Here is a 19,671-nt window from a genome sequence, read left to right on the forward strand (position 1 = left end):
GTGTTGGGCATGGGGCATGGGGCATTGGGCATTGGGCAAAAGTCAAATAGAATTCTTAATTTTGAATTTTGCGGAAAGTCTGATCGCCGGAAGCCGGCGCTCAGAACTTTCCAAGAGAGAATTTTGAATTGTTTGTCCCCCTAGCCCCTAGCCCCCCCAGCCCCAAGCAAAAATTAAGCAATTGTTATAGATGATTCTTTATAGAAACCATTGAGTTATTTTAAGAAATATGAGAAATCATCACTGCCGGAAGACAGGCTAAGCCTGAGCTACTAAACGGTATCTAGATATATAACTGCGTTACATAAACTGGAACCGCCTGTAACCTTGAGGCAAATCAATGATCCGATTTTTCTCATAAATGTTACAATTATTAATGATGAAATAATCTAAAAAATGTTCTACTTATTACCGTTTATCTAACTCTAGATACTTGTGCAACCTGGTGAATAACTGTAACGTCTAGAACAGTTAAGAACCAAACTAGATTAATATGACCAGCCGAGCTTCTCGGACAAGTAAATCGCCAACTATAGCATGGGTTCTCCTTTCGACTGGGTAGCACCCTGGTAGAGCATCTATCACTTAATCACCCCACTGTCAAATCCAATAATTAGCAATGAGTAGCGCCATGAAGACCGCTCAGACAGCCACGGACCTCGTGCGGACTTACCTGCGTGAGATTGGCCGTGTGCCACTCCTGACCCACGAAGAAGAGATTTTTTATGGCAAACAGGTGCAGCGTTCAACTGCTTTGCATGACTTAAGAGAGGAGCTAGCCACCCAGTTAGGTCGTCAGCCCTCCTTAGAAGAATGGGCTAAGGCCACACAGCTAGAATTGGCTGAATTAAATGAAGTGATCGCTGAAGGTGAGTATGCCAAGCGCAAGATGGTAGAAGCTAACTTGCGGCTAGTGGTATCTGTCGCCAAAAAATATATTAAGCGCAACGTCGATCTACTTGATTTGATTCAAGAAGGTAGTATCGGGATGCAGCGGGGTGTGGAGAAATTTGACCCCACAAAAGGCTATAGATTTTCAACTTATGCTTATTGGTGGATTAGACAAGCGATTACAAGAGCGATCGCCGAAAAAGCGCGGACAATTCGCTTACCAATCCACATCACCGAAAAACTCAATAAAATTAAAAAAGCTCAACGACAATTATCGCAAAAACTAGGACGTGCCCCTTCAGCCGCCGAACTAGCGCAAGAATTAGATTTGACACCGAAACAGGTACGCGAGTATCTCGAAAAAGCCCGTCTACCCCTATCACTAGATTTGCGCTTGGGAGACAACTACGATACCGAACTCGGAGAAATGCTAGAAGATCCCGGTGCTTCTCCAGAAGAGTTTGTTATGCAATCTTCCCTATCTTTGGACTTAGAACGCCTGATGGGAGATCTCACACCCCAACAGAAAGAAGTGATTACACTCCGCTTTGGGTTAATCGATGGACAGGCTTTAACATTAGCGCGAATTGGCGAAATCCTCAACATTAGCCGCGAACGAGTTAGACAAATTGAACGGGAAGCCTTAACCAAACTGCGCAAATCCAAAGCCAACATGGATGAGTATTTGGCGAGTTAGTCAATTGTCAGTTGTCAATCGTCACAGACGCGATTAATCGCGTTTGTACACTTGTTATTTGTCTTCTCTCACAAAGCCTGATCTAAGACAGCCTTAGTTCAGGCTTTGCCTTTTATGATATTACAAATACCCAATCCTCAATGCCCCATGCCTAATAGGTGAGAAAACACCAATGCTTTTGGTACGGTTACACCGACTGACTATAAATATATAACTTGTTACATTAGTTGACAGGAACAGGAAAGAACTAGCTAAGGTCAATCAAGGGTAGGCGTTGATTCGGAAAATTCATCAACACCGCAGCTAGTAATATTAGTCAAGGAGTTGAAACGTGAGTAACCCATCCAATCGAGTCTCAGAATTTTTTAACAGTGAGTCAGAAACTAACGATGCACTCTGGCAATATGTTAAGTCTTTGAGTCCAGAGACAGTCTCCCAGCTATCTAAACCTACTTCTGGAGAAGTGCTTCAGGTAATGGAACGCAATATAGTAGGGCTTTTGGGTAATCTCCCTTCAGAACACTTTGGCGTTACCATCACTACTAGCCGAGAAAGTCTCGGTCGGCTTTTAGCTTCAGCAATGATCAGCGGTTACTTTTTGCGTAATGCTGAACAAAGAATGAACTTTGAAATGGCCTTACAAGGCACAGAAACCAACGATAGCGAACATGAATAACAATGCTGTTGAGTTTATCTCTAGACTCAGCCAAGCTGATATCAGTGAAAAATATTTCTCTGCAAAATCCTGATATTTTCCTAATAATTTACCCCTAATTCATAGATGGAAATAATAGCTATGATTGGGGGTTAATCATGTAAAAAATAGCATCCTCAAAGAAAATACTCATAATCAAGAATTAAAGCAACAACAATAGGTAGAATAAGTAGGCGCATAAACTCGGCAAATATACATTTAAATTGCCGAGTTATGTTTTTGAAATGCATGTATGCTTTCATAATGTAAATAAGCAGCCCTACTAATTTTTGATTTCCCCATTAATTATGAGTGAAACCATTTCTCTCCTACCCCACAAAATTATCGGTGTTGCCGTAATTTGGAATGACCAAGAGCAAATTTTAATTGATCGTCGGCGTGCTGGGGGAGCAATGGGTGGTTTATGGGAGTTCCCAGGCGGAAAAATTGAGCCGGGTGAAACTATAGAGGAATGTATTCAACGGGAAATTTATGAAGAACTAGGAATAGAAATTGCTGTAGAGGAACATCTCATTACCATTGACCACACTTATACAGAGTTGCGCGTTACTCTGACAGTACATCACTGTCGCCATCTAGCAGGTGTTCCCCAAGCCCTAGAATGTGATGAAATCCGTTGGGTAAGTTTAGCAGAATTAGAAAATTTTGCTTTCCCCAAAGCCAATGTAGAAATTATTGCCGCGCTCAAGCAGGGTTTAGGGGCTAGGGGCTAGGGACTATGGACTAGGGACTAGGGACTAGAGTGTAGGGGAAGAGAGCAGGGAGCTGAGGGGACAAGGAAGACAACTGACAAATGCCCAATGCCCAATGCCCCATGCCCAATGCCCCATGCCCAAGTAACGATGTATTAACTGCATCTGGTTACGTCCCGCAATTTTTTAAAATAAACGCAGAGACTTTGATATAAGGTTTTAGTAAACAAATGCCTAAGACAGTTGCCGACGTAATGAGCCATGACCCAGTTGTTGTTCGCTCAGAAACTCCGCTGAAGGAAGCCATTCAAATTCTGGCAGAAAGACGCATTAGCGGTCTACCTGTTGTAGATGATGTTGGTAAATTGGTAGGCATTATCTCAGAAACCGATCTGATGTGGCAAGAAACAGGTGTGACTCCTCCGGCTTACATCATGTTTCTCGATAGTGTTATCTATTTACAAAATCCCGGTGATTATGAACGTGACTTGCACAAAGCACTAGGCCAAACTGTCGGGGATGTGATGAGCAAGAACCCGATTACTATTACCCCTGATAAAACTTTAAAGGAAGCAGCCAGAATTATGCACGATCGCAGCGTTCACCGTCTACCGGTACTTGACAGCGCGGGTCAAGTAATTGGTATCCTCACCCGTGGTGACGTTATTCGCGCAATGGCTGCAAGCCAAGATTAGTCAACAGTCAACACTTCGACTTCGCTCAGTGACCATAGTCAACAGTCAAAAATCAACAATTTCTTGACCAATGACTAATGACTATTTTAAACGTTTGGAAAAGTTAGGATAATTAAATGAGTATTACTCCTGAGTCGGTGAAGCAATTGCTCAGTTCTGAAGATTTGGGCGATCGCTTACGAGCTGTGAATCAAATTCGCGAATTAGAAAGAGCGATCGCTTTTGAGTTAATTCAAACTGCGGTTGGCGATAGCAATGCTCGTGTCCGTTACTCAGCAGTTAGTCAGCTTGATGTACTCGGCACGCAAGATTTACAGTTGTCATTGAATATACTCCGGGAACTTCTCAACGATCCCGAACCTGATGTCCAAGCCGCCGCAGCCGATTGTTTAGGCGCTCTCAAACTCGAAGAAGCTTTTGATGATTTGCAGCAACTTTACAATGCAACCCCTGAATGGCTAGTGAAATTTAGCATTATTGCTACCTTGGGTGAGTTAGGCGATCCGCGCGGTTTTGATTTGCTCAAGCTGGCACTGGATACTGAGAATGATTTAATTAAAACTGCGGCGATTAGTTCCTTTGGTGAGTTGGGAAATCTTGATGCAGTACCATTGTTAATACCCTATGCGCAAAATCCAGATTGGCAAGTCCGCTATAGAGTTTTGCTGGCTTTGAGCCGTTTGGGTGGTGCAGATGCTAGAGCTGTCTTAGAAACTTTGGCTAGTGATGAAGTAGAAGCGATCGCCAATGAAGCTAAAAAATCTTTACAGTCAGTATCCTGATAATAGCAAAATCTAATTCTCAATAATCCTTGGGCACAAGATTTTTGTGCCCTAAAAAATATATTGATATGTCACTAACATGAGATTTTTTACCTATATAAAAAAATTCGTAGTAATTATTTTACAAACTACTACGAAATGAAAGCTATAACACTTATTGCTAACCGAAGATATTTAGGTAATTTTTAATGATTATTGCTCTTGATAATAGATGTACCTCCTTAATTTTAGACAATTTATCTTGCAGCTAATTCTCAAGAACTAACTTGAGTTTTGCGACGACGAGACACACCCATGATGATACCTATGGCGCTCAAACCTAATAATGTAGTAGGTTCAGGAACAGTAGCAAATGCACCACCAGAAAAGCTCAAGTTACTAATTGAGCCGCCGCTAGCAAGAGTTGAATTTACCTGAGTAACAGTCTGATTATTGACTTGGAAAGTTAAGTTTCCTGCACCCTTAGATTTCTCTCCTGTTGCACTGGTGAAGAAACCCCAAAGTTGAACATCTATAGCAACGTTGGCTCCACTTTGGGCTATTGAATAATCAGCAGATTCTAAACTAAAAGTATTGAAGCCATCTGTGATGGAGGTAGTATTTTCTCCAGGGAGAATTACCCCAGGTATATTCAGGTTACCAAAGTCCATAAATGGATTGTCGGCAATATCGGATGCAAAGGAAATAATATTACCTATGTTACCTGTGTTGAAAGCTCCAAAACTTCCTGTATTCGCAGTAATACCAATGGGAGTAATAGGCTGAGGCGTAAAGTTTAATTTATCTTTTGATAATGTGATTAAACTAGTTGCAGATGGATTAGCAGTAAAACCACCTTGAAATTGAAATTCTCCAGTTAATGCAGCTGCTTGAGCAGAAGCAGCAAAGGTGAAAGTTCCAGCAGTAGCTAAAGGGATTACAGCAGTAGCGGCTAAAGTTGCATTGATTAGTCGAGATTTAAAACTAAACATTGTAAATTTAAGACTCCTATAAAAGAATTTATGAGACAGCTTGTGTTATTGCTACGCAGGAATATTGAAACTACTTAATGAATGCCAGCAATACTTAAAAAATAAGGTATTAATGCATCTTGCATTCATAATTTATGTGATATTGCAGGCTCAAACTTAGAGTTATATTAATTACTCTTTTTGTGATTGCTTGCTGATTGATTTGTTACTTTTACAGAATTACATAGCTATTTACGAATAGGCAAGTACAACTTATCTAACTTGATAGAATCTTCATAAGCTATATAGTGTTATCTCTTAATGGCAAAAGTTAAAAGTATTTAAAGCAACTAAATCCTTCCTAATTTTGTTTTTCGTTGCGTAAGTAAATCTACTAATTTTTAAATATTGATTTTCTCAAAAAAGTTACATGTTTTTTGAGAAAAAATGCACTAATTTTTTAAAATGAAAATGTTAATTTTTAGATAAATGATATTTGAATTTTTTATTAACTTAATATCAACAAACAATAAATTGAAATTAAAGATTTGTATAGTTATGGCATAAAAACTAAGTAGGGGCTAGTTTACCAATATCATCGTTGATATCTGTAAACCTACCCCTACTTGTGTACCTAGTAAATTTCGGAAATCGAATTTCCCTAAAAAAATGCTAATTCGACATCAAAATTTAACTAGGAAATACTTGAGGCCAAGTTGTCACGAGGAAAACTATCACTGCGGCGATCGCTAAAATACCTTGCAGTAAATTTCCGACTACTGTCCCCACAACAATACCGATACCGGCTTTGATAGCAACTCCCAATTGGCGCTGATAAAGGTACTCACCGATAATTGCGCCTAATAATGGCCCGATTAAAATACCTAATAGAGGCCCGCCAAAAGGTAAAGCTGGTAATAAGCCAAAGAATCCTAAAAGTAAGCCGACAAATGCGCCTATTTGTCCCCACTTACTAGCACCGGCTTGTTTTGCACCTATGTAGCCAGCTAAAAAATCTACGCCAATACTCAGCAGCAAGACAACAACAGTAACGATTAATGGTATTTTAATTGCAGCAAAGGAACTGCTCACAACTCCCCAGATAATAATTGCAATTAAGATTAAACTGGTTCCAGGAATGGCAGGAACTACAGCACCGATGATACCTACAACCATTACTGCAACCAGTAACCAATAGATAATTTGCATACAATTTTAATTGTCTAATTTAACTGTCTGATGCGACTTGCAAATAAGAACTGAGAGTTACAGCTAATTTATCAGCAATTCCGGCTACCCAATTTTCATCTTGTTTGGTGTAACTACGAGGTGCATTTGCTCCTAAAATTAATACACCTTCATTGCCAATTGGTTGACAAATTACCCCTTGAGTATTTTCAGGCAAATAATCAAATTCAATTCGCCCTGGATAGACTTTTAAGGCAACTAAATAAACTGGCTTTTTTGTTTCTAAGACCCTTTTTAAAATTGGCCCTGGTACTACTTCCGATTTAGGAGCCAGAATACCGCGACGTAACAAAACCTTACCTTGATAAAAAACTAGCAGCGATCGCGTGACGGTGTTAGTTAATAATAAATGTGATGCCCAAGCTAGTTCTGTTTTCACGGCTTCTGGTAAATCGTCAGCCAAGACAAAACCTTCCTCCCCAATCAGTTGTACAGTTTCAGGCGATCGCGGTTGTACTTGCTGCCAAATTAAACCAGTTAAAATTAAAACTGCACTCAAAATCACACCCAACACATCCCCCCGCGCTTGGGATTCAGTTATTTCTGGTGTCAATAAGCGATTAATTAGCAACAGTACAGCGCCTAAACAACCAACTACTATTGGTAGACGGCGTAAAACTAGATTGGGATCGGGTTTAGTCATTTGTTATTGGGCATTGGGCATTGGGCATTGGGCATTGGGCAAGAAAGTAATAGGTAATAGGTAATAGTCATTTGTCTCCCCTGTATCCCTCATCCCCCTCATCTTACCTACTCCTCGCCTGGTTCAATTATCCGTTGGAATAAATAACCAGTACCTCGTGCGGTGAGGATTAATTCTGGGTTGCTGGGATCGTCTTCTAATTTTGCTCGCAGACGGGAGATATGTACGTCTACTACGCGGGTGTCTACATGACGTTCTGGTGTATAACCCCACACTTCTTGCAAAATTTCCGAACGGGAAAAAGCTTCGCCGGAGCGGCTAACTAATAACTCTAGTAAGCTAAACTCCATACCAGTTAAGCGAATGCGCTCGTCGCCTTTGTAAACTTGTCGCTTATTCGTATCAATTTTGATATTAGCAACATGGATCACCCCAGAACTGGGAATTCCCGAAGCACTGGTTTTGTCTACTCGTCTTAGTACCGAGCGAATCCGCGCTTCTAACTCTTTGGGGGAAAACGGCTTGACTACATAGTCATCTGCGCCTAACTCTAATCCGGTAATGCGATCGGCTACGTCCCCTAAGGCTGTTAGCATAATGATAGGGACATCTGACTCCTTACGTAGTTCTTGGCAAACGCCGTAACCATCGAGTTTTGGCATCATGACATCCAAAACTACCAGGTCGGGGTCAGCTTTGCGAAAAGTTTCCAAAGCTTCTTCTCCATCACCCGCAGTCACTACATCGTAGCCAATCATGGAAAGGCGCGTTTCCAAAATCCGGCGAATGCTGGCTTCGTCGTCTACCACCAGGATTTTTTCTTTATGACTTTCCAAGTTTCTCAACGCTCCTTAACTAAAATTTTTGATGATTAATTTTTAATACCATAATATTAAGATATCATTCCATCAATTACATGAAAAAAAGCTGTAACTACTACTATTATTGAACTTTTCTTTTCTCCAAGAATTAAGGAAAAATTAAGATTATTTAATTAGATTTAAGAATGGCAAAGTCCAAAACCTTTTACATTTGTAACGATTGTGGAGCAGAATCTTCGCAATGGTTTGGTAAGTGTCCTGCTTGCGGCACTTACAATTCCTTAGAAGAGCAAATTTCTATCCAATCATCAGTTGATATACCCAGCCGGGGGGGTGTGAGTGGTTGGCAATCAGCACAAAATAATGGCAAATCTCATAATAAACCAGCAAAACCGCGCTCTTCTTTAACATTCGATCAAATTAGCGATCGCCAAATTGCGCGTTGGGAATCTGGCTATGGCGAATTAGATCGGGTTTTGGGCGGTGGTGTTGTTCCTGGTTCGATGGTGCTAATTGGTGGCGATCCGGGAATTGGGAAATCAACTCTACTGCTTCAAGTATCCAATCAATTAGCGCAGAGATACCGCATCCTTTATGTCACAGGGGAAGAATCAGGTCAACAGGTAAAATTAAGAGCATCCCGCTTAGGAGTATCAAAAAGCGTCAATGTTGTAGGTGATGAGAATACAGTTGTAGAGGAAGTAACACCTGTTCCCATAGACCCTAAAAGTGAAGTCATACCTGTTCCCATAGACCCTAAAAGTATAAACCCTGACAACATAGGTGCAGATTTATATATATTGCCAGAAACAGATTTAGAAGAAATTCTCCGGGAAATAGACTCTCTCAAACCAAATGTGGCAGTAATTGATAGTATCCAAACAGTGTTCTTTCCAGCACTGACATCTGCACCTGGTTCCGTAGCGCAAGTTCGGGAATGTACAGCCGCACTGATGAAAGTGGCAAAGCACGAAGACGTGACAATGTTAATTGTGGGACACGTAACTAAAGAAGGAGCGATCGCGGGGCCGAAAGTTTTAGAACACTTAGTAGATACCGTATTGTATTTTGAAGGCGATCGCTTTGCTTCCCATCGCTTATTACGGACAGTGAAAAATCGCTTCGGTGCAACTCACGAAATCGGTATTTTTGAGATGGTATCTCATGGATTGCGTGAAGTTCCTAACCCTTCAGAGCTATTTTTAGGTAATCGTGACGATCCCGCACCAGGTACGGCGATAGTTGTCGCTTGCGAAGGAACTCGCCCCATCGTTGTCGAATTGCAAGCTTTAGTCAGCCCCACCAGCTACCCCTCACCACGACGCGCAGCTACAGGGATAGACTATAACCGCCTGGTGCAAATTTTAGCGGTGTTAGAAAAACGGGTTGGGATTCCCATGTCAAAGTTAGATTCCTACGTCGCTTCAGCTGGGGGATTGAACGTAGAAGAACCAGCCGTAGATTTAGGAATTGCGATCGCCATTGTTGCCAGTTTCCGCGATCGCATAGTCGATCCAGGTACAGTTTTAATTGGCGAAGTCGGGTTAGGGGGACAAGTGCGATCGGTTTCCCAGATGGAACTGCGGTTAAAAGAAGCTGCGAAGCTGGGATTTAAAAGAGCGATCGTCCCCAAAGGACAAAAATTCCCAGATTTTGGTATCGAAGTTTTACCAGTTTCCAAAGTAATAGATGCAATTATCGCCGCTATCCCCCATCAAGAACTTACAGAGGACGATTTAATTCCCGATGAAGAAGAACCCCCACTATGACAACCCGCACCCGGAACTACCGAATCACTTGGGAAAAACTCCCCGATGATTACAAACTCCCAGACGATCCAGTGGATAACATCAACCAACCAGCTTTAGCGGCTGCGCTGAAAGATTAGCAGCACAATTGCGGGCGGCGGGAATTGAACCGCAAGATTAGACGTTTTTCAAATAAATTAGTTTTTGTGTATTTACTATATTCATGTCAAAGAAGATTGTAATAACTGGCGCATAGATTGAGCTTGTGCATGATTAGGGAAAATGCTTAAAAAGTCATTGAGGTCTTGAATAGCATCACGTTTACTGTCTAAGGAAGCACCTTGAGATAGCGCAGAATTATACAAATCTTCTGCGGGTTTGGGATATTCAACGGCTAAATAATAGATGGCTAGATTAAAGGTATTACGCCAGTTTTTAGGATCTTTTTCGTAACTTTGTTTAGCAAGCTTAATGGCAAGTGCTAAATCAGCTTGTACTTTGTCTTTTTGCTGAAGAGCTTTATATGCTAAAGCACGGTTATACAAATGCCAATCATTATTAATATCTAAATTGATGGCACGGTCGAAATCTTGCAGTGCTTCCTGATAACGCTGCATTAAGAGATAAGTTTTACCTCGGCTTGCGATCGCCAAATCGGATTTAGGGTTAAGTTCAATGGCACGGTCGAAATCTTGCAGTGCTTCCTGGTAACGCTGCATTAAGAGATAAGTTTTACCTCGACGTGTGATCGCCCAATTGGATTTGAGATTAAGTTCAATGGCGTGGTCAAAATCTTGCAGTGCTTCCTGATAACGCTTCATCAAGCGGTAAGTTTCACCCCTTTGTGCGATCGCCAATTCATATTTAGGATTAAGTTCAATGGCGCGGTCAAAATCTTGTAGTGCTTCCTGATAATGTTCCATTAATCGGTAAGTTTGTCCTCGACGCGCGATCGCCCAATGATATTTGGGATTAAGGTGAATCGCACGGTCGAAATCTTGCAGTGCTTCTTGATAACGCTCCATTAAGCGATAAGTTTCACCTCTAGCTGTGATTGCCCAATCGGATTTAGGATTAAGTTCAATGGCGCGGTCAAAATCAAGCAGTGCTTCTTGATAACACTCCATTAATCGGTAAGTTTTGCCTCGATATGATAAACCTTCAGGTTCATTCGGAGTTAAAGTTACAGCTTCCGTCAGATCTGCTAAAGCTTTTAAGTATTGGTTAGATTGAGCGTAAATATCACCACGTCGATATAAAGCTACTGCACGCCATTCGTTTTCAAGAACGGTACTGCTCAACAGCGCTGTGAACATTTCAGCAGCAATTTCATACTGTTTCTCCTCGTAGGCTATTAAACCGTCGCTTAACTGTTCACCCCAATGCTGAATATCAGCTACATCTGTGTCTTTAGCTGCCTGTATCATTCTTTCTGCCCAGCGTTTGGCAAAGCTACGTTGATTTTTAAATGCAGCGAGGAATTCATTTAAAGCAGCAGCTAAACTTCTGTGTGGTGACTGACATAAACCGTGATACAAAACATTGAGGGTGTAATTTTGCCAAACAGGATCGCGCTGTTTTTTGTCTTCCTCCAGGTGTAAATTATTTCGCAAGGTGTCGTAGTAGTCGGCTAACTTCCCATGCAATTCAGCCCAACTTTGGGGTGATAAAAGCCGCTTGTGGCGTAGCATTTGAGTTTTGACGACATCATGATAAGCCCAACCATCAGTGCGTTCGTCAATAAATGGCATCTCTTTGAGCCAGCTAAATAAACCGTCTGCTTCTTCTTCTCCTCGCAATTTAGCCAAGACATCTCGATTTAAAGACAGAGGAAGTGCAGCATCTACGGCTAATTGTCGCCGCTTGGGGTCATCAATCCATTTTAAAAAGCGTTCCACTGCTGTACCGCTAGGATCGCCTACTTGACTAGGATCGCTAGGAGTTTCAGCTGCTAATGTGGCGACTAATAAGGGTAAATATCCAGAAAGGCGTAAAATTACTTCAATAACCCGACTGTTAGTAATTCCTTTACGGGTGAGATATTGTTGGGCTTCTTCTTCTGTAAATGGTTCTAAGGGGAAACGAACTATTAACCCCTCATAAAGCGCCCAATGGTTTTTATCTAATTCTTGCCGACCAGCAATAATTATCAATATATTTAGAGGTACTTCACCGTGGCGACCATCTATAATTTCCCTTAGCCAGCTATCTAGAAATTCGGCGCTACGTTCATAAGTATCGAAGAACAACGTAATACCGGACTTTTGGGCAATTTTAGAAATATCTTCTAAAAATAAAGGAGTCAAGACTTCCACCGGTTCTTGGACTAAGAGAATTTCGTCTTTATTGGTTAATTTTTTGGCAACATAAGCCGCCCATTCTCCGGCTTGGGTAGTAATAGCATCTTCATTGATTAAGCCAAATACAGCACCAGCACCTGGAACTTGTTTAGCCATGCCCATTCCGGCTTTCGCTACAGTTTTGCCCACAAAAGCCGAGAAACCTTGCGGTGCTTCGGGATCGGTTTCTAATTCCTGGCGCTTCTGACGATAAACTTTGTAGCGTTCAGTAAACTGTGCCAGCTTATAACCTTGCTGTTCCAACTGTTCCGCCAGACGACCCATAACTTCTGGTACACTTTTTTCACCTTCATCAGTGAGAGCCGTGATAATTTTTGCTGCTGAGGCAATTTGGCGAAACTGACGCAGTAATGTACTTTTACCTACTCCCCCTTGACCCCAAACATTAAATAAAAAGTGCCGACGAGAGTCTTCTAAAGGCAATTCTAGATTTTGGCGAAATATGTTGACTTGTTCTTCACGACCAACAAAACTTGATTGCTGACGTTGTTTGAGAATATCCTGTAAACTCTTGGGCTTATTCTGGGGATTCATTACAAGATGCAGGTGTAAGCTCTAATACATATAAGATAACTACTCAGTACATCTGACCCATTTCGGATTTAGAAAGGTTTAATTCTCATTTTTTGCCAAAATTCAGGATAGAGATCCCCGATTTTTCTAAAAAGTTGGGGATCTCTTGGCTCATTAGCTCAGTAATAACCGATATGATTCCCGACATTCTCCTGCCAAACTCTCACTGTGGAACGCTAAACGAAAGGCTTTTAACTTAAAACCAGAAAGTTCTCGTTTGAAACCAGAACATTCTCACTTCAACCCAAAACGTTCTCGTTTGAAACCAGAACATTCTCACTTCAACCCAAAATGTTCTCATTTGAAACCAGAACATTCTCACTGACAATCGCAAAATTTAAGCTTCTGACTCGGAGTTTTTCACTTAAAACTGAAATACCCAAGTTCAGAAGCTCAAAATTTATGTTTTTATCTAGAAACGTCGAGTAGATTTCTCAAATTACGAGGTTTGCGGTTGCACTTTTTTCGCTTTCCGGGCAAATCTTCGCCCCAAATCATCAACCATCGAATCTAAACCAGCGCCTTTACCACTAGCTTTGGCATAGTTATATACCAACAAACCCGCCGCATAAGCTTCACTGCCAACAGCCACAGAAGTATCATCCACCAGTTCTTGCAATTGTGTCAACGACAGCAAAATCGGATACAAAGCTTCAAATAATTCAATATCTCGCCGCATTTCATCCACATCAAAAGAACGCGGTAAAAAATCAGGATTTTGTGCAGCTATTTCCAACGCCTTACTCACAAACGCCCGACTCTTATCCCCCAGCTTTGGTAAAGCTTTACGTTCCTCAGTAGACAAATCAATCAAAAACGGTAACTTTTGCCGAATCGTACCTATAGCTTCCATCACCGCTTCCCTATCTGCTGCGGAAAGTTTTGCACTGACTTGAGTATCTGCCATTTTACATACACCTTGATTAGGACTAAATTTCAGTATTCCCCAAGATATTTAGGCAAATATAGTTGTTTATTACTAATTTAGACAAAGTTTTTTATACTAGCACCTAAGTGATATCTCAGAATCACCAGCCTGAGAAAAGTTATGCGATCGCAAGTCAGTGGCGTTTGACGCCAGGAATCCCAACAGATAGAGATAATAGCCGTAGCGAAAATATCAAAATTTGGCATTAACGGATCTGAGAGTAGGCGTAGCCCATCGTAGACATAGCACTTCGCCGCTAGTTGTAGAATAATAGCGTCAAAATAGTATTAGGACTTGCCAATAATTCATCAAACACCACAAAAATGCTAGAAATCACTAAAAATTATGTCATGGATGAACATCAGCAACCTATTGCTGTACAAATTTCTATAGCTGACTTTGAAAAAATTGAAGAAATATTAGAAAACTACGGCTTGGTACAGCTAATGGCAGAATCGGAAGATAATGAACGCCTTTCTAAAGATGAAGCAGTGAAATATTACAAATCTTTGAAGAATAAAAATGTGGAAAGTTGAATATACTAAAAGGTTTTTAAAAGATTTGGCAGATTTACCAGAAGATGTTCAGTCCAGAATAGAACCAATAGTGTTTCAAGAACTAGAGTCAGAAAATCCCTTTGAATTAGGCTATTTACAAAAAATGCAGGGCTACGATGATAAATATAAGATTCGCGTAGGGAATTACAGAATAGGTATTGCTCTTGACAAAGAAACACAAACATTAATTTGTCAACGAGTCGCACATCATAAAGATATTTACAGGATTTTTCTTTAATCTGCACTTTATTCCTTGACAATTTATGACCACCTTCCCTAAATATATCCCCCAATCCGATCCGCCCCTTCCGCCTTGGGAAACCCTACCCACAATGTATGATTTACCCAGCGATAACCCAGAGGAGCCAGGTTTGCCAGACTATTTTCACTTTTTACAGCCTTTACTTTTATATTTAACTTTTCAACCAATAAATTGGAATCCTGAACTAGTTTTCAGCGCTGCTGACCTCAATCTTTACTACGATCTACAACATCCTTTATGGTATAAACGCCCAGATTGGTTTGGTGTTGTCGGCGTGCAAAAACTCTACAAAGGTGAAGATTTGCGTTTAAGTTATGTGACTTGGCAAGAACCAGCAAATCCTTTTGTAGTTGTAGAATTATTATCCCCAGGTACAGAAGATGAAGATTTAGGTAATAAACAAAATACAACAGATAAACCTCCTAGCAAATGGGAAGTTTACGAACGAATTTTGCGAATTCCCTACTATATTGTTTTTAGCCGTTACACAAATGAACTCAGAGCATTTCAATTAGTAGGCGGTCATTATGAACCGATGACTTTAACAGATGGACGCTTAATCATGCCAGAGATAAATTTAAGTTTAGGCTTATGGCAAGGTTCATTTCGAGATATTGAAAGATTGTGGTTAAGGTGGTTCACTTTAGCAGGAGAATTGATTCCTGAACCCGCAGAAGAAGCGGCTGCTGCTAATGAACGAGCTATGATTGCAGAACAAGAAGCTGAAGAAGCAAAAAGAAAAGCTGCACAACTAGCTGAACGTTTGCGGCAATTAGGCGTAAATCCTGATGATTTAGAAGAATTATTGTAATTTTAAATAACTTAATAGACCTGTAGATAGAATTGCGATCGCCTGAAAATTGTCACAATTAATGACGACATGCGTTATTTTGGGGCAATCATCATGGCATTTGGTATTGGCGATTTATTCTGGATTTTCCTTCTCCTCTCTTCTCTACAACCCATCTGGCAAAAGCGTCAAATCGAATATCGCCGTGTGCGCGCTTTACAAGAATTTGAGCGAGAACGTAACAGCAGGGTAATTTTCCTCATTCACCGACAAGAATCTATCAGCTTACTAGGGATACCCATATCACGATACATTACAATTGAAGACTCAGAACAGATACTGCGGGCAATTCGCCTCACACCCCCAGAAATCCCCATTGACTTGATTTTGCATACTCCTGGTGGTTTAGTACTAGCTACCGAACAAATCGCTAGAGCATTAATTCGCCATCCGTCAAAAGTTACCGTGTTTGTCCCTCACTATGCAATGAGTGGCGGTACTATGCTGGCCCTAGCTGCTGATGAAATTGTCATGGATGCAAATGCTGTCTTAGGGCCAGTTGATCCCCAATTGGGTAACTTCCCCGCAGCAAGTATTCTGAAGGTGGTGAAAGATAAACCCATCAGCGAAGTTGATGATCAAACTTTAATCATGGCAGACTTGTCAGCTAAAGCCATTCAACAGGTGCAGCGGTTTGTACGGACTTTGCTTAAAGACAGTATCCCCAAACAAAAAGTCAGCCCAGAAAATATTGAACCAATTATTGAAGCTTTAACAACTGGACGTGTTACTCACGACTATCCAATTACCGTAGAGGAAGCAACAGAAATGGGGCTACCCGTGACAGTTGGATTGCCCCATTCTATTTATGAACTCATGGATCTGTATCCTCAACCACAAGGAGGCAGACCCAGCGTTCAGTATATTCCCATACCTTATGATGATCGTCGGCCAATTTTACCAGCACCTAAAGGTAGACCTTTAGAAGAACCAACTCAAAAAAGTTGAAATTGGTCAAGTATAAAAAAGTCTAGGGTGTAGGTGAAGGTGTTGGCGATGGCGATGGTGATGGGGATACTGTCGGTGATGGCGATGGTGATGGGGATAATGTCGGTGATGGTGATGGTGATGGCGATGGGGATACTGTCGGGGTAGGCGATGGCGATGGTGATGCTGTCGGTGTAGGCGATGGTGATGGTGATGGTGTTGTCGTCCTGGGTTTAGTCGTTGGTTTAGCCGTGGGTGTCGCCGTCGGTGTAGGCGATGGCTTGACTTGTGAACCACCGATAGCTGACTTAGCCTCTGCATTCAGCTTTTGACGGAATGCTAAATCAGCAATACCAGTTTCTTGTAACTGGAATTTTTTCTGAGCTTCCTTTACCGCCGCTTCTGTCTGAGGCCCATAAAATTGATCGCGGGGTAGGAGTTTTGTTGGCTTCACTACTACATTTAAATTTGCTTGCAAAATTTGCAAAATTTGCGCCGCCCAATCTTGAGTTTTTGGCCCGGCTATGCCATCTACACCTAACTTGTAACCTTTCTGAAATTCACGGATTGCTTGGATTGCTTCCTTATCGGTTAAGGGTGAATTGTTGACCGTTATCTTATAGCCTAAACCGCGCAACACAGAACGAAATTCCTGTGGCGTATAGTTACGCTGGCGAGCAGCAAAAGAGACACTTGAAGATGCCACAGTTGCAGTTATGAGGCAAGCAGTCACAATGCTAACGCTTGATTTTCCAAAGCCACACCACATAAATTGAAACTCCTTTGGTTGAAATCAGCAGAATCTAAGAGGCGTACAGATGCATTTTAAGTTTCTTTAACATCTGTTTTGACTATGATTAATGATTTTTGATTAAAAATACTTTGATAGGTTAATTTATTTAATAAATTATGAATATATTTTCATCCTTCGCGAGAAAGATTTTTTAACAGTTGCGCTGAACTCTAAAAAGTCCTAAAACTATAGAAGCTAAAATTTTATACACAATTAGAGTATAATTAAATACTTAAAAATGGTAGATTCTAAACCTTTAAAGCGATCGCAACTGTATTTTGAAAGATTGATGGCAGTTACTGCCACTGTAAATTTATGCTTAGTTTTGTTTGATTTAAGTTACGTACCTTGGCGTGATTTTTATTTACGAAAAGTACCGCAAATTACCCAAATTTACGACCCAATTAAGGGAATTGAACCTCATCGAGAAACCAATAATTATCTTAAAGCCGTAGACGCATTAGAAGAACAGGTAAGTCAGACAGGGTTACAGTCACCTCAGGTAAAAACCAAACTAGAAGAAATTAGCTCTCTTAGCATCGAGATAATTGAAAGCAATCCCTTTGCTGGAGTGGGTAAAAGCGGTACTTTAGAAAAAATTAAAAACCGAATGCGCGATCGCGTCGCCCAAGAATCCGCCAAACAAGCATTTAGAACTTTTTGGAGTCAGGCTTATCTATCGCAAAAGGGGTGGAATTCAGAAATTATTTTTTTCAAGCAAAATATCCGTCCCTTAATAGCCACGAACTACTATCGCCGCATTGGTGAAGATGGAGATTTACTTGATAATTTTTGGCTCATTGACATACCCTTTATCGCTTTATTTGCTTTCGAGTTATTAGTCCGCAGCTTTTTAATCAAACGCAGTCATCCTGGTTTTAACTGGTTAGATGCTGTATTGTGGCGTTGGTACGATTTATTATTATTGCTACCATTTTGGCGATGGTTGCGAGCGATCCCCGTGGTGATTCGTTTAGATCAAGCACGGTTAGTAAATTTACGTCCAGTGTGGCGACAAATTAATCAAGGAATCGTCGCCAATTTTGCCGAAGAAATCACAGAAATTGTAGTGATCCGGGTAATTAACCAAATTCAGGGATCGATTCAGCGAGGTGAATTTACAAATTGGCTCAAGCAACAAGAAAATTTGCGTCCGTATATAGATATAAATAATATTAATGAGATAGAAGCGATCGCCGGAATTTTAGTCCAAACCGTCGTTTATCAAGTACTACCGCAAATTCAACCAGAAATTACCGCCATTTTACGCCACAACATCAACACAGCCTTCCAGCAAGTACCCATGTACCGTAACTTGCAAATGCTCCCCGGCGTAGGACAAACCCAAACCCAACTCAGCGAGCAACTAGCCACGCAAATCACCACTAGTTTATATAATGCCCTAGTCAGCGCTGTCGAAGATCCCGTAGGCGCAAAACTCACCAGCAAACTTGTAGAACGCTTCAGCCAAGCCTTAGGTTCAGAAGTCCAGAAAAAACAAGTACTCACAGAACTGCAAAGTTTGCTATTTGACTTTTTAGAAGAAGTCAAACTGAACTACGTTCAGCGCCTATCCCAAGAAGACATAGACCAAATCGTCGAGCAAACCAGACAATTACGCACCAGAGTTCCCTTTACACCCGCAGTGGAAAGTAGTGCGCTAGCCAAGAGAGATAAGTAAGGGAACAGGGAAGGAGGACGAGAAAGAAAAACAAATGACCAATGACAAATGACCATTGACCATTGACTCTTGACTACCTTCAAAAGAAATGCGCTAAACTCAAATTAGAGTCGAACTATTTTGAGTTCGGCACAAGACTTCTTGGAAGATATCCCTATCGCAGGAAGTGGGTCGAAGCCCACTTTTTTTATTGGATTTTTGCATGACTCATCCCTTAGTCCCACAAATTATAGAATTGGCGACACCAGTAGCAGAAGAACTGGGATTGGAAATTGTTGGCGTGGTTTTTCATACTAATCAACGTCCACCAATTTTACGGGTAGATATTCGCAATCCCCAGCAAGATACTGGATTAGATGATTGCGAACGCATGAGCCGTGCTTTAGAAGCTTCCTTAGATGCGGTAGAGATCATTCCAGATACTTATGTCTTGGAAGTATCTAGTCCCGGTATTTCGCGACAACTGGTGACAGACAGGGAGTTTATTTCTTTCAAAGGATTTCCTGTAATCGTTTCCACTTCTCCACCCCACGACGGACAGCAAGAGTGGACAGGTCAGTTGATTCGCCGGGATGAGCAAACGGTTTATTTAAACCAAAAAGGTCGTGTAGTCGAAATTAAGCGCACCCTCATTACTAGGGTGCAGCTGGATGAGCGCCGATAACCAAGGGGGATAGAGGCTAGAGACTAGAGGCTAGGGACTAGAGTAAAAGTTTTCTCTAATCCTTAGTCTCTAAGTCTCTAATATGTAGTTTTCACTACATATTATCTACTCTCTAATCTTTAGTCCCTAATCCCTCATCTCTAATCCCTAATTTCTACCCCCTAGTCCCTAATCCCTAATCCCTAGCCCCTAGT

Annotated in this window: 19 protein-coding genes and 1 pseudogene; 13 read left to right on the forward strand and 7 right to left on the reverse strand. The window is 41.2% G+C overall.

Annotated elements, in window-relative coordinates; all coding sequences use genetic code 11:
- Positions 1 to 631: 631 nt before the first annotated feature.
- The 5 genes from H6G41_RS05665 (at position 632) to nblB (ending at position 4,472) form a co-directional block, all read left to right on the forward strand.
- On the forward strand, positions 632 to 1,588 hold the full coding sequence (locus H6G41_RS05665; RefSeq protein WP_190744517.1) for an RNA polymerase sigma factor, RpoD/SigA family: 957 nt from the start codon (positions 632 to 634) through the stop codon (positions 1,586 to 1,588).
- A 331-nt stretch (positions 1,589 to 1,919) separates the two neighbouring features.
- On the forward strand, positions 1,920 to 2,264 hold the full coding sequence (locus H6G41_RS05670; protein WP_190744414.1) for a DUF760 domain-containing protein: 345 nt from the start codon (positions 1,920 to 1,922) through the stop codon (positions 2,262 to 2,264).
- A gap of 326 nt (positions 2,265 to 2,590) precedes the next feature.
- A complete protein-coding gene (gene mutT / locus H6G41_RS05675; RefSeq protein ID WP_190744416.1) occupies positions 2,591 to 3,016 on the forward strand; it encodes an 8-oxo-dGTP diphosphatase MutT in 426 nt (141 codons plus the stop codon).
- Positions 3,017 to 3,225: 209 nt separating this feature from the next.
- Complete coding sequence (locus H6G41_RS05680) at positions 3,226 to 3,690, forward strand: CBS domain-containing protein (RefSeq protein ID WP_190744418.1); 465 nt, start codon at positions 3,226 to 3,228, stop codon at positions 3,688 to 3,690.
- A gap of 116 nt (positions 3,691 to 3,806) precedes the next feature.
- Positions 3,807 to 4,472: a phycobilisome degradation protein NblB gene (gene nblB / locus H6G41_RS05685; RefSeq protein WP_190744420.1), complete on the forward strand. Its 666-nt coding sequence runs from the start codon at positions 3,807 to 3,809 to the stop codon at positions 4,470 to 4,472.
- 254 nt (positions 4,473 to 4,726) lie between these two features.
- Here the strand turns inward: nblB and H6G41_RS05690 are convergent, their stop codons facing one another.
- From H6G41_RS05690 to rpaB, 4 genes are all read right to left on the reverse strand, one after another.
- Positions 4,727 to 5,443, reverse strand: coding sequence for a PEP-CTERM sorting domain-containing protein (locus H6G41_RS05690; protein WP_190744422.1), 717 nt, complete (start codon positions 5,441 to 5,443; stop codon positions 4,727 to 4,729).
- Positions 5,444 to 6,112: 669 nt separating this feature from the next.
- A complete protein-coding gene (locus H6G41_RS05695; protein WP_190744424.1) occupies positions 6,113 to 6,631 on the reverse strand; it encodes a DUF456 domain-containing protein in 519 nt (172 codons plus the stop codon).
- 19 nt (positions 6,632 to 6,650) lie between these two features.
- A complete protein-coding gene (locus H6G41_RS05700; RefSeq protein WP_190744425.1) occupies positions 6,651 to 7,313 on the reverse strand; it encodes a cofactor assembly of complex C subunit B in 663 nt (220 codons plus the stop codon).
- 107 nt (positions 7,314 to 7,420) lie between these two features.
- Positions 7,421 to 8,149 carry a response regulator transcription factor RpaB gene (gene rpaB / locus H6G41_RS05705; RefSeq protein ID WP_045868271.1) on the reverse strand — a complete coding sequence of 243 codons (729 nt, stop codon included), beginning with the start codon at positions 8,147 to 8,149 and terminating at the stop codon, positions 7,421 to 7,423.
- A 170-nt stretch (positions 8,150 to 8,319) separates the two neighbouring features.
- Here rpaB and radA point away from each other — a divergent pair, with 170 nt between their 5' ends.
- Positions 8,320 to 9,903: a DNA repair protein RadA gene (gene radA, locus H6G41_RS05710; RefSeq protein WP_190744426.1), complete on the forward strand. Its 1,584-nt coding sequence runs from the start codon at positions 8,320 to 8,322 to the stop codon at positions 9,901 to 9,903.
- Positions 9,900 to 10,019: pseudogene (locus tag H6G41_RS05715) on the forward strand (Uma2 family endonuclease); the annotation flags it as partial. The gene radA and the pseudogene H6G41_RS05715, both read left to right, overlap by 4 nt.
- An 84-nt stretch (positions 10,020 to 10,103) precedes the next feature.
- On the opposite strand, the gene H6G41_RS05720 reads toward H6G41_RS05715, so the two are convergent.
- The gene (locus H6G41_RS05720; protein WP_190744427.1) at positions 10,104 to 12,776 is read right to left on the reverse strand and encodes a tetratricopeptide repeat protein; all 2,673 of its coding nucleotides are present in this window, start codon (positions 12,774 to 12,776) and stop codon (positions 10,104 to 10,106) included.
- Positions 12,777 to 13,254: 478 nt separating this feature from the next.
- Positions 13,255 to 13,722, reverse strand: a complete 468-nt coding sequence (locus tag H6G41_RS05725; protein ID WP_190744437.1) for a hypothetical protein — start codon at positions 13,720 to 13,722, stop codon at positions 13,255 to 13,257.
- A gap of 344 nt (positions 13,723 to 14,066) precedes the next feature.
- Here H6G41_RS05725 and H6G41_RS05730 point away from each other — a divergent pair, with 344 nt between their 5' ends.
- The 4 genes from H6G41_RS05730 (at position 14,067) to H6G41_RS05745 (ending at position 16,360) form a co-directional block, all read left to right on the forward strand.
- Positions 14,067 to 14,279 (forward strand): hypothetical protein, encoded by a 213-nt coding sequence (locus H6G41_RS05730; protein WP_190744439.1) that lies wholly within the window; start codon positions 14,067 to 14,069, stop codon positions 14,277 to 14,279.
- Positions 14,266 to 14,538: a type II toxin-antitoxin system RelE/ParE family toxin gene (locus H6G41_RS05735; RefSeq protein WP_190744441.1), complete on the forward strand. Its 273-nt coding sequence runs from the start codon at positions 14,266 to 14,268 to the stop codon at positions 14,536 to 14,538. Before H6G41_RS05730 ends, H6G41_RS05735 begins: the two co-directional genes overlap by 14 nt.
- A gap of 25 nt (positions 14,539 to 14,563) precedes the next feature.
- Positions 14,564 to 15,373, forward strand: a complete 810-nt coding sequence (locus H6G41_RS05740; RefSeq protein ID WP_190744443.1) for a Uma2 family endonuclease — start codon at positions 14,564 to 14,566, stop codon at positions 15,371 to 15,373.
- A 93-nt stretch (positions 15,374 to 15,466) separates the two neighbouring features.
- Entirely contained in the window at positions 15,467 to 16,360 is an 894-nt protein-coding gene (locus tag H6G41_RS05745; RefSeq protein WP_190744445.1) for a hypothetical protein, read from the forward strand.
- Positions 16,361 to 16,382: 22 nt separating this feature from the next.
- Here H6G41_RS05745 and H6G41_RS05750 read toward each other — a convergent pair whose 3' ends face one another.
- Entirely contained in the window at positions 16,383 to 17,108 is a 726-nt protein-coding gene (locus H6G41_RS05750; protein ID WP_190744452.1) for a peptidoglycan-binding protein, read from the reverse strand.
- 262 nt (positions 17,109 to 17,370) lie between these two features.
- Here H6G41_RS05750 and H6G41_RS05755 point away from each other — a divergent pair, with 262 nt between their 5' ends.
- Both H6G41_RS05755 and rimP read left to right on the forward strand, forming a co-directional pair.
- Positions 17,371 to 18,813, forward strand: a complete 1,443-nt coding sequence (locus tag H6G41_RS05755; protein WP_190744454.1) for a hypothetical protein — start codon at positions 17,371 to 17,373, stop codon at positions 18,811 to 18,813.
- A gap of 202 nt (positions 18,814 to 19,015) precedes the next feature.
- Positions 19,016 to 19,477 (forward strand): ribosome maturation factor RimP, encoded by a 462-nt coding sequence (rimP, locus tag H6G41_RS05760; RefSeq protein WP_190744456.1) that lies wholly within the window; start codon positions 19,016 to 19,018, stop codon positions 19,475 to 19,477.
- The last annotated feature ends 194 nt before the right edge of the window (positions 19,478 to 19,671 follow it).

The sequence above is a fragment of the Tolypothrix sp. FACHB-123 genome (assembly GCF_014697075.1).
In the GTDB taxonomy this organism is placed as follows: Bacteria; Cyanobacteriota; Cyanobacteriia; order Cyanobacteriales; family Nostocaceae; genus Aulosira.

What these genes read in the sequence shown, in the direction of transcription:
- H6G41_RS05745 (WP_190744445.1), top strand. Translation starts at nt 15,467, where the DNA reads ATGGCATTTGGTATTGGCGATTTATTCTGGATTTTCCTTCTCCTCTCT.
- H6G41_RS05755 (WP_190744454.1), top strand. Translation starts at nt 17,371, where the DNA reads ATGGTAGATTCTAAACCTTTAAAGCGATCGCAACTGTATTTTGAAAGA.
- rimP (WP_190744456.1), top strand. Translation starts at nt 19,016, where the DNA reads ATGACTCATCCCTTAGTCCCACAAATTATAGAATTGGCGACACCAGTA.
- H6G41_RS05725 (WP_190744437.1), bottom strand. Translation starts at nt 13,722, where the DNA reads ATGGCAGATACTCAAGTCAGTGCAAAACTTTCCGCAGCAGATAGGGAA.
- H6G41_RS05700 (WP_190744425.1), bottom strand. Translation starts at nt 7,313, where the DNA reads ATGACTAAACCCGATCCCAATCTAGTTTTACGCCGTCTACCAATAGTA.
- H6G41_RS05720 (WP_190744427.1), bottom strand. Translation starts at nt 12,776, where the DNA reads ATGAATCCCCAGAATAAGCCCAAGAGTTTACAGGATATTCTCAAACAA.
- nblB (WP_190744420.1), top strand. Translation starts at nt 3,807, where the DNA reads ATGAGTATTACTCCTGAGTCGGTGAAGCAATTGCTCAGTTCTGAAGAT.
- H6G41_RS05695 (WP_190744424.1), bottom strand. Translation starts at nt 6,631, where the DNA reads ATGCAAATTATCTATTGGTTACTGGTTGCAGTAATGGTTGTAGGTATC.
- H6G41_RS05740 (WP_190744443.1), top strand. Translation starts at nt 14,564, where the DNA reads ATGACCACCTTCCCTAAATATATCCCCCAATCCGATCCGCCCCTTCCG.
- H6G41_RS05730 (WP_190744439.1), top strand. Translation starts at nt 14,067, where the DNA reads ATGCTAGAAATCACTAAAAATTATGTCATGGATGAACATCAGCAACCT.
- H6G41_RS05665 (WP_190744517.1), top strand. Translation starts at nt 632, where the DNA reads ATGAAGACCGCTCAGACAGCCACGGACCTCGTGCGGACTTACCTGCGT.
- H6G41_RS05750 (WP_190744452.1), bottom strand. Translation starts at nt 17,108, where the DNA reads ATGTGGTGTGGCTTTGGAAAATCAAGCGTTAGCATTGTGACTGCTTGC.
- H6G41_RS05735 (WP_190744441.1), top strand. Translation starts at nt 14,266, where the DNA reads ATGTGGAAAGTTGAATATACTAAAAGGTTTTTAAAAGATTTGGCAGAT.
- H6G41_RS05680 (WP_190744418.1), top strand. Translation starts at nt 3,226, where the DNA reads ATGCCTAAGACAGTTGCCGACGTAATGAGCCATGACCCAGTTGTTGTT.
- radA (WP_190744426.1), top strand. Translation starts at nt 8,320, where the DNA reads ATGGCAAAGTCCAAAACCTTTTACATTTGTAACGATTGTGGAGCAGAA.
- H6G41_RS05690 (WP_190744422.1), bottom strand. Translation starts at nt 5,443, where the DNA reads ATGTTTAGTTTTAAATCTCGACTAATCAATGCAACTTTAGCCGCTACT.
- mutT (WP_190744416.1), top strand. Translation starts at nt 2,591, where the DNA reads ATGAGTGAAACCATTTCTCTCCTACCCCACAAAATTATCGGTGTTGCC.